13 protein-coding genes are annotated in these 13,216 nt (G+C 37.5%); 5 read left to right on the top strand and 8 right to left on the bottom strand.

The features are described from left to right. The first annotated feature begins 40 nt into the window (after positions 1 to 40). Together ABX891_RS15160 and ABX891_RS15155 are read left to right on the top strand one after the other, a co-directional pair. The gene (locus tag ABX891_RS15160) at positions 41 to 916 is read left to right on the top strand and encodes a TolB-like translocation protein (protein ID WP_024595175.1); all 876 of its coding nucleotides are present in this window, start codon (positions 41 to 43) and stop codon (positions 914 to 916) included. 75 nt (positions 917 to 991) lie between these two features. Beyond that, positions 992 to 1,357 carry a hypothetical protein gene (locus ABX891_RS15155; protein ID WP_007376965.1) on the top strand — a complete coding sequence of 122 codons (366 nt, stop codon included), beginning with the start codon at positions 992 to 994 and terminating at the stop codon, positions 1,355 to 1,357. Between the two features lie 77 nt (positions 1,358 to 1,434). On the opposite strand, the gene ABX891_RS15150 is transcribed toward ABX891_RS15155, so the two are convergent. The 6 genes from ABX891_RS15150 to ABX891_RS15125 all read right to left on the bottom strand — a co-directional run bounded on the left by ABX891_RS15150 (position 1,435) and on the right by ABX891_RS15125 (position 6,891). Then, positions 1,435 to 4,008: a M1 family metallopeptidase gene (locus ABX891_RS15150; protein WP_350587559.1), complete on the bottom strand. Its 2,574-nt coding sequence runs from the start codon at positions 4,006 to 4,008 to the stop codon at positions 1,435 to 1,437. Between the two features lie 148 nt (positions 4,009 to 4,156). Next, positions 4,157 to 4,837 (bottom strand): site-specific integrase, encoded by a 681-nt coding sequence (locus ABX891_RS15145; protein ID WP_024605975.1) that lies wholly within the window; start codon positions 4,835 to 4,837, stop codon positions 4,157 to 4,159. A 99-nt stretch (positions 4,838 to 4,936) separates the two neighbouring features. Continuing rightward, complete coding sequence (locus tag ABX891_RS15140; RefSeq protein ID WP_002958007.1) at positions 4,937 to 5,287, bottom strand: DUF2750 domain-containing protein; 351 nt, start codon at positions 5,285 to 5,287, stop codon at positions 4,937 to 4,939. A 17-nt stretch (positions 5,288 to 5,304) separates the two neighbouring features. Continuing rightward, complete coding sequence (locus tag ABX891_RS15135; RefSeq protein WP_024605976.1) at positions 5,305 to 5,883, bottom strand: glutathione S-transferase family protein; 579 nt, start codon at positions 5,881 to 5,883, stop codon at positions 5,305 to 5,307. A 64-nt stretch (positions 5,884 to 5,947) separates the two neighbouring features. After that, entirely contained in the window at positions 5,948 to 6,229 is a 282-nt protein-coding gene (locus tag ABX891_RS15130; RefSeq protein ID WP_002958009.1) for a peptidylprolyl isomerase, read from the bottom strand. Between the two features lie 86 nt (positions 6,230 to 6,315). Further along, positions 6,316 to 6,891 (bottom strand): glutathione peroxidase, encoded by a 576-nt coding sequence (locus ABX891_RS15125; RefSeq protein WP_002958010.1) that lies wholly within the window; start codon positions 6,889 to 6,891, stop codon positions 6,316 to 6,318. Between the two features lie 81 nt (positions 6,892 to 6,972). On the opposite strand from ABX891_RS15125, the gene ABX891_RS15120 reads away from it, so the two are divergent. From ABX891_RS15120 to ABX891_RS15110, 3 genes are all read left to right on the top strand, one after another. Further along, complete coding sequence (locus ABX891_RS15120; protein ID WP_354629836.1) at positions 6,973 to 7,461, top strand: GNAT family N-acetyltransferase; 489 nt, start codon at positions 6,973 to 6,975, stop codon at positions 7,459 to 7,461. A gap of 119 nt (positions 7,462 to 7,580) precedes the next feature. Then, complete coding sequence (locus ABX891_RS15115; protein ID WP_024594636.1) at positions 7,581 to 9,575, top strand: hybrid sensor histidine kinase/response regulator; 1,995 nt, start codon at positions 7,581 to 7,583, stop codon at positions 9,573 to 9,575. Positions 9,576 to 9,629: 54 nt separating this feature from the next. Then, entirely contained in the window at positions 9,630 to 10,757 is a 1,128-nt protein-coding gene (locus ABX891_RS15110; RefSeq protein ID WP_002958014.1) for a response regulator, read from the top strand. Between the two features lie 34 nt (positions 10,758 to 10,791). Here ABX891_RS15110 and queG read toward each other — a convergent pair whose 3' ends face one another. After that, positions 10,792 to 11,925: a tRNA epoxyqueuosine(34) reductase QueG gene (gene queG, locus ABX891_RS15105; RefSeq protein ID WP_354629835.1), complete on the bottom strand. Its 1,134-nt coding sequence runs from the start codon at positions 11,923 to 11,925 to the stop codon at positions 10,792 to 10,794. Between the two features lie 66 nt (positions 11,926 to 11,991). After that, positions 11,992 to 13,212: a methyl-accepting chemotaxis protein gene (locus ABX891_RS15100; RefSeq protein WP_354629834.1), complete on the bottom strand. Its 1,221-nt coding sequence runs from the start codon at positions 13,210 to 13,212 to the stop codon at positions 11,992 to 11,994. Positions 13,213 to 13,216 lie beyond the last annotated feature (4 nt).

The following is a 13,216-nucleotide window of genomic DNA, read 5'->3' as shown; positions in this document are numbered from 1 at the left end:
ACGTTATCATGAGGTGCTTAAAATTAAAACGAGAGAAAGCATGAAACTTATTAAACCATTACTTGGATTATTTTCTATAGCAGCGCTGAGCCCAATAGTGGTGCAGGCTAGCATGCCAAAAAGCCAAGTATTACTTGCTGATTTAAATACACCTTTCGGGGTACAAGTTAGTATAGTGAGCGATAAAAATAGTTATAACAACCAACCGCACTTAACAAGTACAGGTTTATACTTTACTCATGAAGTAATTAATAAAGGGCAAAGCCAAACTGATATTGCTTATTACGATTTAACATCAAAAAAAGTTACCAATATAACTAACTCTCCTGTAAGCGAATATTCGCCAACGGTTATGCCAAGTGGTGATGCGATATCAGCGATTGTTGTAGAAGCTGACGGTAAGCAAAAATTGTGGCATTACCCACTCAAAAATGAAGATGCGCCAAGTCGTATTTTTGATTGGATTGAACCTGTTGGATACCATGCATGGGGTGTCCAAAATGATTTAGTGATGTTTATTTTAGGAAAGCCTCACACTCTTCAATATACTTCTGTTGCACAAGCGAAGGGGGAAATAGCTGCCAGTAATATTGGCCGAACGCTTATTTATAACAACTCAATGGCTGCATTTTTATTTAGTTACACTAAAAACGAGCAACACATTTTAGCGAGTTTTAATCCACAAGATAAACAAGTTGAAGACCTATTAAGGTTACCGGCTCAAGTTCAAGATTTTATTTTAAAGGATAATGCGACCATTGCTTATGCTATTAAAAACCGCGTTTATCAGCGTAAACTTGATGGAAGTGATGAAGTATCGCAATGGCTTAATTTAAGCACCTACTGCGAAACAAATATAACAAGAATGAGTTACAACAATGAAAAACTCGCTTTTGTATGTGATATAACAAAGTAAAGCAGACAAATAAATTCAGATTTTATTGTGTGTATGCGTTAATCTAATACGCAAATTAACTAATAGGGATTACACGTGGCTTATAGTGCAGACGAGCTGACAGAACAGCTCATTAAATTACAGTGCAGAAGTAATTTTAAGATTAAAAATATTGCAGAGTACATGTTAGTAAACTCTAAAGAAGCATTTTATACCCACAGCGAAAGCGGCAAGGGTAAAATAGTAATTCGCCCTGCATTTGAAGTATTTAGTGATGATTTTAATGATATAGATGGCGTAACACGTGCGCAAGGGTACTTCCATAGCAGTGAGATGACACGCTTTCCTACGCGCATTTTTAAAAGCGCTCAACCTATTCACTACGGTGTTGCGTTTAAAATAAACTCTGAGCAAGCAGCCAAAGATTTTATAGCCAAGCTAACTATGATTATTGGCAACTAATTTTATATAAAAAGTAAAAAGCCGCTGAATTTATATTCAGCGGCTTTTGTATTTTTATAGCTCAATAAACCTAATAATTACTTACTTTTTAAAAAGCTATTAACCGATTCAAGTTCACGTGTTTTAAGCGCGATACAATCGTTTGTGCTTTCTTCAAGCTTACTTAATGTACGAGCGTAACCAGCTACATCAGCTACTTTTTCGTTAAAGAAGGTTTTTGTTGTCGCTAAGCTTTCTGCATCACAGCTTGCAGTTGTAAAGTACGGCAAGTTAGGAATAAAGAAAGGCGGTAAGCTTGCTGTTACTTTATCGTAGTTACTGTAAACCCAATCAATAAATAACGCTTGGCGCTCATCTGTGTAACTTTGACCTGACAAAATAGTACGCATGTCAGATGCCGTTACTTCATCCGTTAAGCTATAAGCTAATACCGCTTTTTGTAACTCAGGTTTACCAAAAAAGCCCATAGCTGCAAGCATGTTTGTGCGTACTTGCGGATCTTTAGTCGTTTTAAACGTTGTCATGAATTGATCAAGCAGCGCTTTGTCACCATGAAAAGCAGCAAGAGTTAAGTACGTACCCGCTAAGTATGGGTCTACTTTTTGTGGATCATTTAAATAAACCTGCGTTTGTTCTTTGGCTTTATTGATGACGTTTTGATCTTCACCATCAAAACCTAAGCGTGATACAACGGCTGCACGAAGTTGTGCAATAGCACCATCTTCACCCGCTTTTGCTTCTAAACCATATTTTTTAGCAGCAGGCGTTACTGCACCGCGAATAAATTCAGGCCATAGGTCTTTATTGCTATCGTCTTTAAAAGTGCGCTGTTGCGACACTAAGTAACCTAGTGCGGTATTTGCTACGCGAGGGTGGCTATCGCTTACGAACACTTCAAGTGTTTGCATTAACTTAGCAGCAGATATAACACCAGCATCAAGTAGCGCATCAGTAGCAGATAGTAACGCTAAGCGTTCACGGTCACTCAGTACGCTTGGCGCCTTTTTAACAAGTGCGCTAAATTGTGCATCATCCATTACCCAGCGGTAGTAGCCTAATGCACCTTGGTCAGGATAAATCCACTCTGGTTCAAAGTCTAAATCTAGTGTTTGGCTTTGTTTATTAAGTAATACGTTTGCTGTTTTTACTTTATCGCCAGCACCATATTTAATTGCAACAGGTACATTCCATAGCTGCTCTGGCGCATCAACGCCTGCGTTTACAAAGCGGCTTTGTGAAATAGTTACTTTGCTACCTTGTTGAGTTACTTTAACTAGTGGGAAAGAAGATTGCTCAATAAACGATTTTAAAACACTCGCTACGTCTTTATTTGATGCTTTACCAAGTGCTTCCCATAAGTCGGCCGCTTCTGCATTTTTATATGAAAACTCTTTTAAATAACTTTGAATACCTTTTTGAAATGCATCTTCGCCAATCCAGTTTTCAACCATAGCAAGTACTGAGCTGCCTTTACTGTAAGCAAGACCTAAACCGTCCATAATGTCGGCTTCGGTTTTAATTGGCTTACGAATAGGCTTGGTGCTTAGGCGTGCATCAAGTGCCATTACGTTGTTTTGTGGCAGGTCTAAGTGCGATTCAAACTCAGGGTTAAGCTGCTTAGTAATTTTTGCAGCCATCCAGCTAGCAAACGCTTCGTTTAACCATAAGTCGTTCCACCATTTCATGGTTACTAAATTACCGTACCATTGGTGAGCAAGTTCATGAGCAATAATTGATACATTACGCTGTTTTTTACTGCGTGTTGCTGCAGCTAAATCAACTAATAAAATATCTTCTCGGTAGGTTACTAAGCCTGAGTTTTCCATTGCGCCAAATGGAAACTCTGGTACCGCTACTGAGTCTAATTTTTTGTAAACGTAAGGAATACCAAAATACGCTTCAAGTGCGCCCAGTACTTTTGGCATGTTTTCTTTTGCGTATTGGGCTAAGTGAATTTTACCTTGAGGGGTAATTACACGACCAGGAATTGGCATGCCTTTAATATCTAATTCTTCAAATGGGCCAACAGCCATCGCGACTAAGTATGAAGGAATTGGCGGCGTTTTATCAAAAAAGTGTGTGGTCATATCGCCATCAACCGTTGTTTTTAGTTCTGGCGTATTTGAATATACTTTTTGTGATGTAGGTGCAGTAATCGTTAACTGAAATGGAATTTTGTAACTTGGCTCATCAAAAACAGGAAATGCACGGCGTGCATCACTCATTTCAAATTGAGTAAATAAATAAGGTGTGCCTTGGTCTAACGTTTTGTATAAACCAACGCTTTGACGATTATATGGCGCTGAAAAATCAACTTTAAGGGTATATTTACCTGGTTGGATTTGCTCATCACAGCTAAATTTAACTTTACCTGTTTTAAGCATTTCGTTGTTTAAGTCACAGTTTTCGTCGCCAAGCAGTTGCGCCATTTTAACAGCGTAAGCTACGCCATTTAATTCAATGTATTTTGTTGGTTTTAGTACTTCTAGGGAAATCTCAGTTATCCCTGTGAATGTATCTTGGCTCGGATCGAGTGTTAACGATACCTGTTGAGAACTTGGTTTTGCGAGTTTTTCAATAACGAATTCGTTAGCGTTTGCAGCACCCATTGCCAAAGCAACGCTCACTGTTAAGAGGCTTTTAAGAAACATAGTGATCCCTAGATTGTTGTTGTTAGAAACTACCCTAAATAGGCTTTTTTATGCTCATATTATTAGGGGGTTAGATATCCTAACAGTTTTTTTTAATAGAGTAATTGATTATAACGGTGACTTTAAGGGGAAATAGTAACAAAGTTTGTCAGTGGCTTTCGCGTGTTATAAAACGCTGCCAATGCAGGTGTGAGTTAATTATACGTATTTTTTGGATCACGTTATTTAATAAAAGCACGTCCTTAAATTCATTGTGTGGGTATTCGTTAAATCCCATGAGGTAATTAAAGGCGTCTTTAGAGTTGGCTTGCAGAGCATGGATACGCACTTGTTGCTCAAAGTTAAGACGAAGGCTGCTTATTGCTGTTTTCATACCGAGTTGATCAACGTTTGGTATATCACACTTTTGTAAATAGCCGGCTCGCTCACCTTCACCTGAAAACCAAATACGGACTTTTTCACTGTATCTGCCAGTTTTAGCGGGTAAGTCGAACATTAATCGTTGTTGATTTTGTGATTTCATGAATGCTAAATATTCATTAAACCCGGCATCTATAAGTGCCTGATGCACAGGAACTAAGCGAGGTTTTATCTTACCGTGAGTATGAAAATTAAAACATAAGACATCTTTTTCAAGAGACAGATCATCAAGCGTTAAGTAACCAATCTCATCGCTATAAGCACCGCTATAATATGCAATTAGAGGAAGCCAAAAATGCCAGTGTTTTGGTTGCTCACGTGCAACTTTAAAATCACCGTATATATATCCATTATAAAGAGTGTGCAGTTCCATGGCTGAAAAGGGCCGGCGACCAAGATGGGTTTTCAACGTAATACCTTGAAAATAATGATGTGTTTTATTTTATACCCAACTAGCAGTAGATGCTAGTCGGGTTTTATCCGCTCTTAAAATAAAGCGTATAAAGTATTACTCACTTAAAGCGCGAGCTAAACCAGTAGGTTCAATCTCTGTACATACTTGGTCATCATTCCAGTTAATGCCAACAAGTGCGTTATCTTCATTTAAATCTTCAACCCATGCATCTAAAAATTCATCAAGATTTATTTCTACAGGGCTGTAGTCTTTCCACTCTTCTTTACATTGCGCTTTAGCTGCTTCTTCACTTTCCCAAAGCAGTAGTACGTCAGTTTCGTCAAATTGGTTAGAATCGCACACTACAAAGCCATTATCTTCTGCACCAAGTGCCCAAATTACTTCGCTAACACGTACTTTTTCTACAAAGTTAACTAGTTGTGATTCAATTTCGATATCGCTCATGTGTTTACCTTTTTAAATTAGTGACGAGGATTAGTATCTATTGCTGCTTGACGCTTGCCATATTGCTTATGAAAAGCAACAAGCTCTGAATACTGACTAAAGTCAGTTAATTCACGAAAGCAAATCCAATCAAGCAGGCAGTATAAACTGATGTTGAGGTATTCACAGCTTTTAAATTCTTCATCGCTTAAATGGGTATTTAAAAAGCTTAATGTTTGTTCAATTCGTTCGTTTTGCAAATTAAAAAAGAGTTTATCGCTTTTGGTGTCAAATCCAGAGCGTTCACATAGCAGCATTTCTACTAGCGAATCGTTACAGGCATTTATAGTCGTAAGTAAGTGCTCTTGCGGCCACGTTAGTTTTGGTTGTCCTGTTTTTTCAAGTAAATAGCGCAATATAGAATTAGAGTCACTAAGTGTTAAGTCGCCATCTACCAGAATGGGAATCTTTCGAGCTGGATTTTTACTGGCCATAGTAGGGCGATCTTGCTCAGAAAATATATCAAGACTCACAAGCTCTAGTTTACAGTTGTTTTGTTGTGCCCAAATTCTAATTCGGCGCACGTAAGGTGAAGGTACAGAACCAATTAATTGCATAATTACTCCATAAAAAAGCCGCATAAGCGGCTTTTATAAAACGTTACTTACGATACAGTTAAATTTATTCTGAACGGCTAGTAACTTCAAGTAAATGATAACCAAATTGAGTTTGCACAGGGCCTTGTACTTGGTTAATTGGAGCTGAAAACACAACTTTATCAAACTCTGGAACCATCATACCAGGACCAAACTCACCAAGAGCACCGCCATCTTGACCTGATGGGCAGTTTGAATGCGCTTTGGCTAATTCAGCAAAGTCTTCGCCTTGCTCAATTTTTGTTTTTAAGTCTAAGCATTGTGCTTCACTGTCTACAAGTATATGTCGTGCGCTTGCTACTGTCATAAAATCTCCCGAGTATAGTGTGGTGTTTTTTTAACCGAATTAAAATATCATTCTAGTTAGTTTCAACTAATTGTACCAGTATAAACTTATTTATCAGAAAGCACAGTTTCAATTGCAGCAATCATTTGTTCTGAATCAGGTGCTGCTTTGCTGTTAAACCGTAAAACCGTCTCACGATCAGCAGACACTAAATACTTATAAAAGTTCCAATTTGGAGAGCTAGTTTGCTCATTCAAATATTTAAAAATTGGATTCGCTTTACTACCACGCACTTCGCTTGTAGCAAACATAGGGAAGGTTACACCATAATTTACAAAGCATACTTTTGCAGTTTCTTTTTCACTATCCTCTTCTTGAAAAAAATCATCAGAAGGGAACCCTAATACGACTAAACCTTGTTCTTTGTATCGCTGATATAGCGCTTCAAGGCCTTTAAATTGGGGTGTAAAACCGCAGTTGCTTGCCGTGTTTACTATTAATAAAGGCTTATTTTTAAATTGGCATAAATTAATAGATTCTTTTGAGCGCAGCTTTCGAATATCGACATTGGTAAAATCTTGACAGTCTTGGGTAGAGGTTTGGTTTATAGTTGATGATGTTTCAGCGTGGAGTGGGGCATTAATAAATAAAGCCATTAATCCTATTATAATTTTTTTTAGCATTACATTACCTAAACTTTTCAATTGTTTGATTGGATAATCATACGCTAATATGAAACAAATTGATCAACCTTTGAATGACCTATGACAACCCGTTTAGCAACTATTGATGATCTTAGTGAAATTGTAGCCATTTATAACGAAACCATTGCAGGGCGAATGGTAACTGCAGATACGCAAGAAGTGAGCGTTGACGAAAAGCGTGACTGGTTTAATAGCCATAACGATAAAAGGCCTATTTATGTTTACTGCGAAAATAACCAAGTACTTGCTTGGGTAAGTTATAAATCGTTTTATGGGCGTCCTGCTTACGATGGCACAGTAGAGATGAGCATTTACATTACCCGTAAAGCACAAGGTAAAGGGCTTGGTAAAAAGCTAATGATATTTGCTCAAACACAAGCTAAGCAATTAAATATTAAAGTATTGCTTGGTTTTATTTTTAGTCATAATTTACCCAGTGTTAAATTGTTTAAGCATTTTGATTTTGCAATATGGGGCGAGCTACCAAGCGTTGCCATAATGGATGATAAGGCGTATAGCCTTACTATTTTTGGAAAACATCTGGAATAAATTATTTTTCATAATGTTGTAATATTTTTTTACAAAATAAGACGAAGGGTTTATGCCAATTAAATAAAAATAGACTACGCTGTTGGGATATTAAGTTTATTAATTTAAAGTATGGCTTGATGATTCGAAAAATATTAATTATTGATAGTAGTAGTGTCATCGCGATGCGTGTGAAAGTGCTTTTAGAATTAATAGGGTGTGAGGTCGAATTAATTCATTTCAGCATGCTAGACATGTATACCAATATAGGCGATTACGACTTAGTTGTTGTTGCCCATGGTGTGCCTGTTGATTCTATAAAACCGCTTGTAAGCGAAGTAGCGCAAGAGCGCTTTATGCTGCTTGCGCCAAAAGCACAAAGCGGTGAACAACTAACTGCGTTTAGCGAGCTAAATCATATTGCGCCTGACGCAACCGTGGTCTACCCATTTTTTTCTAATAAAGAAATTACTTCTCTTTTAGAGAGCCTATTAGAATTAGGCTCTAACCATATTTTGCAATTACCTACTATTTTACTTGTCGATCATGTTCCTGAACGTCTCGAAAAAATGAAAAATAGCTTAATCGGTGCTCATATCGAGACTCATACTGCAACAACCTCCGCAGAAGCTTTAGAAATTAGTAAAGAAAAGCAAATAGATATACTGATAAGCGATTTTATTTTAGATGACGGAACAGGTTTAGGAATTTTTTCAAATTTAAAAGTAACCCAACCACATTGCCGTTGCTTATTATTTACCTCACGTCCCGATCAAGTTTCAATGATTGAAGCAATTCGTCAAGGCGTAGAAGATGTACTTATTAAACCTTTAAACGATAGCTCACTATTACAATCAATACATAAATTATGGCAAACAGAGTTATTAAAACGTCATAACGCAGAGCTTGTAGAAAGGCTACAAGATACGGTTGATGCCCTAATTGAAAAAGACAGCCTACTTCAGGTTATTTATAAACATACGCCCGATGCAATTATGTTATTTGAAAAGTGCGGTAGAGTGATAGAAGCTAATGATGCTTGCTTGAGACTATTTAACTTACCGTTTAATGAACTCGAAGGTAAATCAGTATTTGATTTTTTAGATGATGATTCAATTTTAGGTATTAAAGATAAGATTTCGACATTAAATAGTAATCGACAATTTAGCTGCGATTTACGTTTATCTAAAACAGCAGGAGGTTATATACCCTTAGTTGGCTCTTTTAATGAGATAGATCACCATGGCGAAATAGCACTTGCGGTCATATTTAAAAATGTAACCCATCTTAAGCAAAAAGAGGATTTATTACTTGAAGCAAAAGATGTTCTTGAAGAGCAAGTAAGAGCACGTACTTCACAACTCGAGCATGCTAAAAATGTGGCTGAGGCTGCAAACTTAAGTAAATCAGAATTTTTAGCAAACATGTCGCATGAACTTAGAACACCTATGCACTCTATTTTAAGCTTTTCTCGTTTTGGTTTAAGTAAATTAGAAGCTGGAGATTTTGCAAAAGAAAAACTCATTAAGTATTTATCGCGAATAGAGAGTAGTGGTGAGCGTTTACTGTCGTTACTAAATAATTTACTCGACCTATCTAAGCTAGATGTAGGTAAGTTTCCATTTAACCCTCGTCCCTATAATTTAGCTAATATTATTAAAACAAGTATTGATGATGTGTCTGGTACTGCAATGGAAAAAGAAATTGAGATTATATTTACCGCACAGCCATTACCTGTAATTGCACAATGTGATGAAGAGCAAATAAACCAGTTACTTCGAAACGTACTAGGTAACGCACTTAAATTTAGCGAACCTAAAAGTAAAATACGGGTAAATTTAGAGTCAGATAATAAGCTTGCTACTATAGAAGTTACCGATAATGGGGTCGGTATACCAGAAGATGAGTTGGAGCATATTTTTACTAAGTTTGTGCAAAGCAGTAAAACAAATAGTGGTGCTGGTGGCACAGGGTTAGGCCTTGCATTGTGTAGAGAGTTTGTATCTTTACACCAAGGTGAAATCACTGCACGTAACAACGAAAATGGTGGTGCAACTATATCTATACAAGTGCCATTAGAAATAAACTTAGACGAGCATTTAGCTGAAGAACAGTTAATACAACACACTAATTAATTGTTTTTTGGCATACCAAGTAACTTTTTAAAGAGTTTGAATGGATGATAAATTATGGCCTTAACTAAAATACTTGCCGTTGATGACGAACCCTTTAACCTAGAAATTATAGAGGAAATTTTAGAGGAGCTTGATTTTGAATTACAAGTAGCAACAAGTGGTCCTGAGTGTTTAAACATGGTTGAAGGTTATATGCCTCAGGTTATATTACTCGACGTAAGTATGCCGCAAATGAACGGCTATGAAGTATGTAAAGCACTTAAAGCAAATCCAAATACCGCACACATTATTGTTATGTTTGTGTCTGCTCGCGGTACTGTTGAAGAACGCATGGAAGGCTATTCTGTTGGCGCAGAAGATTATATTGTAAAACCTTTTGGCCATGACGAACTTAAATCTAAGCTTAAAAATTTAAATCAAGTACTCGTTGAAAAGCAAAGCCTAGAAAAGCAAGTTGAAGATGCAACATCAACTGCATTTAATGCAATGGCCAATAGCAGTGAAATGGGGCAAATAGTTAACTACGTTGAAAACATAGGCTTTATTAACGATCCTCAAGAGCTAGGTAAAGCGCTTGTAGATTGTCTGCAGTCTTTTGATTTACAAAGCAATGTAGAATTTAGAGAAAATAATGAAATTAGCCACTTTGCGCTAAACGGCGTGTGTTCACCTATTGTGGTGGAGCTATTTGAAATGCTGAAAAACAAAGGGCGCTTACATGAGTTTTCGCACCGAATTTTAGTTAACTATGAATTGATTAGCTTACTCATTTTAAATATGCCCGATCATGACCCTGATAAGCATGGTCGTATACGCGACCACGTATGTTTTATTGTCAGTGTTACCGAGCAGCAGCTACGCGCCATCATGACCAAGAAAATGCTTGAATCACAACGAGCGAAACTTAATGCCGTAGCAAGTACTGTTCATAGTAAGTTTCATAGCTTAATTAGCTTGTTGAATGAAAACCGTCAAAACAACGAAAAAGTGTTTAAACAGTTACAAGAAGAGCTCGAAGAACGTATCCCATCAATGGGACTGGATGAAGATCAGGAGGTGTTTATTTATAAAAAAGTAGATGAAACTATCCAAAACTCAGTAGCAAGAGAAGAGTCTGTTAAACAAGTCAAAGCAGCCTTTACAGAGATAGAACAAGATCTATCGTTACTTTTGAAAAACTAGTTACTTCGCAATATAAAGGTTTACTTAAGCGGTGCTATGCATCCCTTGGTAAGCCTTTTTCTACAATTCTAATTAACCTAGCTGTTTTACGAATTTGTAATCGTTGTTTATCGTTTTGCTGAGCAAGTGCCCATTCAATATGCTCTAAAACAAGTTCGCTGCATATTTGGCTTTTATCTTGTAGGGCATTAATAATAGCGGGGCTGAATTCTGCATTACCTAAACCAACTGCTAAATTACGTAACCAACGTTCGTGACCAATGCGACGAATAGGGCTGCCTTCGGTGTTTTTTAAAAATGTAGGCTCATCCCAAGCAAACAGCTCAAGTAAATCTTTATCTTTTAATTGAGTGCGAGGATGAAAGTCATTTTCGTCAGTTATTTGTCCATAACGATTCCAAGGACATACCAACTGGCAATCATCACAACCATAAACACGATTGCCTAATAAAGTTCGGTACTGCTCTGGTATTGGCCCTTGGTGTTCTATGGTTAAATACGATATACATTTACGTGCATCAACAACGTAGGGCTCTACAATTGCACCTGTTGGGCAAAGAGTAATACAAGCAACGCATTTACCGCAGCCTTCAAAGGTGTTTTCTGCATCAATTGGTAGAGGTAAATCAATAAATAGCTCGCCTAAAAAAAACCACGACCCAGCTTCTTGGTTAATTAATAACGAATGCTTACCACGCCACCCTAAACCGGCTTTTTCGGCAAGTTGACGCTCAAGTACAGGGGCTGAATCTACAAAGGGTCTAAAGCCATACTCGCCAATTTCTTGCTCTATTTTTTGGCCGAGTTTTTTTAAACGATTACGCATTAATTTATGGTAATCACGACCTAATGCATAGCGGCTTATATATGCTTTTTCTTTATTTTTTAAGGTTTTTGCAAAGCCAGCATCGGGAGGCAGATAATTCATTTTTACGGATATAACACGTTGTGTACCAGGCACTAATTCAGCAGGGCGGGCGCGTTTCATACCGTGGGCAGCCATATAATCCATCGAGCCGTGGTAGCCTGCATCAAGCCAACGTTGCAATTGGGCTTCGTGCTTAGATAAGTCAATATCAGTAATGCCCACTTCGCTAAAGCCAAGCTCTTGCCCCCAGGTTTTTATTTGCAGGGCTAATTTTTCATAGTCTGGGGTAGGGTAGCTCACACGCTTTACACACTTAAATTAATAGCTGCGTAATTTACCATATTTCTCTGAGCCCGAAAACGCTTCTTAGTGCACAAAGCGCTTTAACTGTTGTTGGGTTTGTAAGCTTAGCTGTTGAGATTGCTCGCTATCGGCTAATGCCGTATCTATTTGTTGTTTAGCTTGCTCCCCTAAAGTTACGATTTGCTCTACCGATTGGTGAGTCGTACTTTGGGTGCCCTCAAGCAAATGTACAGCACTGGCTATTTGTTGCAGCTGCTGCTGGTTGTGCTCAAACTCACTAAGCATTTTAGTAAAGCCATCACAGGTTGCACTAATTGAACTTTGTGCGTTATTAGAGTGAGTCATTAATTGCTCTGACTCTTTATTTGTCTCGTTTACCAAATCATTCATCTGATTTATAAAGTCGCTAATCTGTCTAGTTGCGCCACTTACCTTTATTGAAAGCGTGCGTACTTCGTCTGCAACTACGGCAAATCCTCTGCCAGCTTCACCCGCTCTAGCTGCTTCTATTGCGGCGTTGAGGGCTAACAAATTAGTTTGATCAGAAAACTCTTCAACCATTTTTAAAATACTACGAATGTTTTCACTGTTCTCTTTTAGTCCCGCAATTGTATTTGAAAAGCTACCTAGCATATTAGTAATAAGTTTTACCTGCTCTACTAAAGCAGCGAGTTCTGACGCAGATAGCTTTACAAAGTTAAGGTGTTCATTATTAACGTTATGTACGCTATCTGTATTATTTACTATGTCTTGTAAGCTTTGGGTTATTTGCATACTGGCATTAATAATACTGTGGCTTAATTGTATTTGTTGCTCACTTGATTGCTCAGTATTTTTCATTGACTGTGTCACTTGTGTATTACTGTGTGCGCTGGCTTGAGCGCTGTTGTATGTTGTGCTGAGTAACTCACTTAAATGGGCAGTAAACATATTGTACTGCGTGCTTAAATCTTTAAATTCGTCATATGAAAAGTGGGGAAGCTTTGCTGCTAAATTTGCATCTTGTTGGTTTATTTTTATCAAAGTATCGCGCATAGCACTAACAGGGCGAACAATTAAAAAACGCATATAAAAAAGAGTAAAAATAAAACCAGATATAATAACAAGCGTAAGCAGCCAAAATAGCCCTGTACTTTGCTGTTGTTCACTTAAGCTCTGATGCAGCCAAAATAACGTAATTGCTTGGAACAATAATACAAAACTTAAATTACCGACTATTTTACGCGTTAACGTAAAAAAGAATGTTTGCTCTATATAGTTATAAATTTTCATAAAAACACTCATTATG

The sequence above is a fragment of the Pseudoalteromonas sp. NCIMB 1079 genome, from assembly GCF_040567695.1.
GTDB classification, from domain to species: Bacteria; Pseudomonadota; Gammaproteobacteria; order Enterobacterales; family Alteromonadaceae; genus Pseudoalteromonas; species Pseudoalteromonas distincta.
This window is presented reverse-complemented; position numbering and strand designations above follow the sequence as displayed.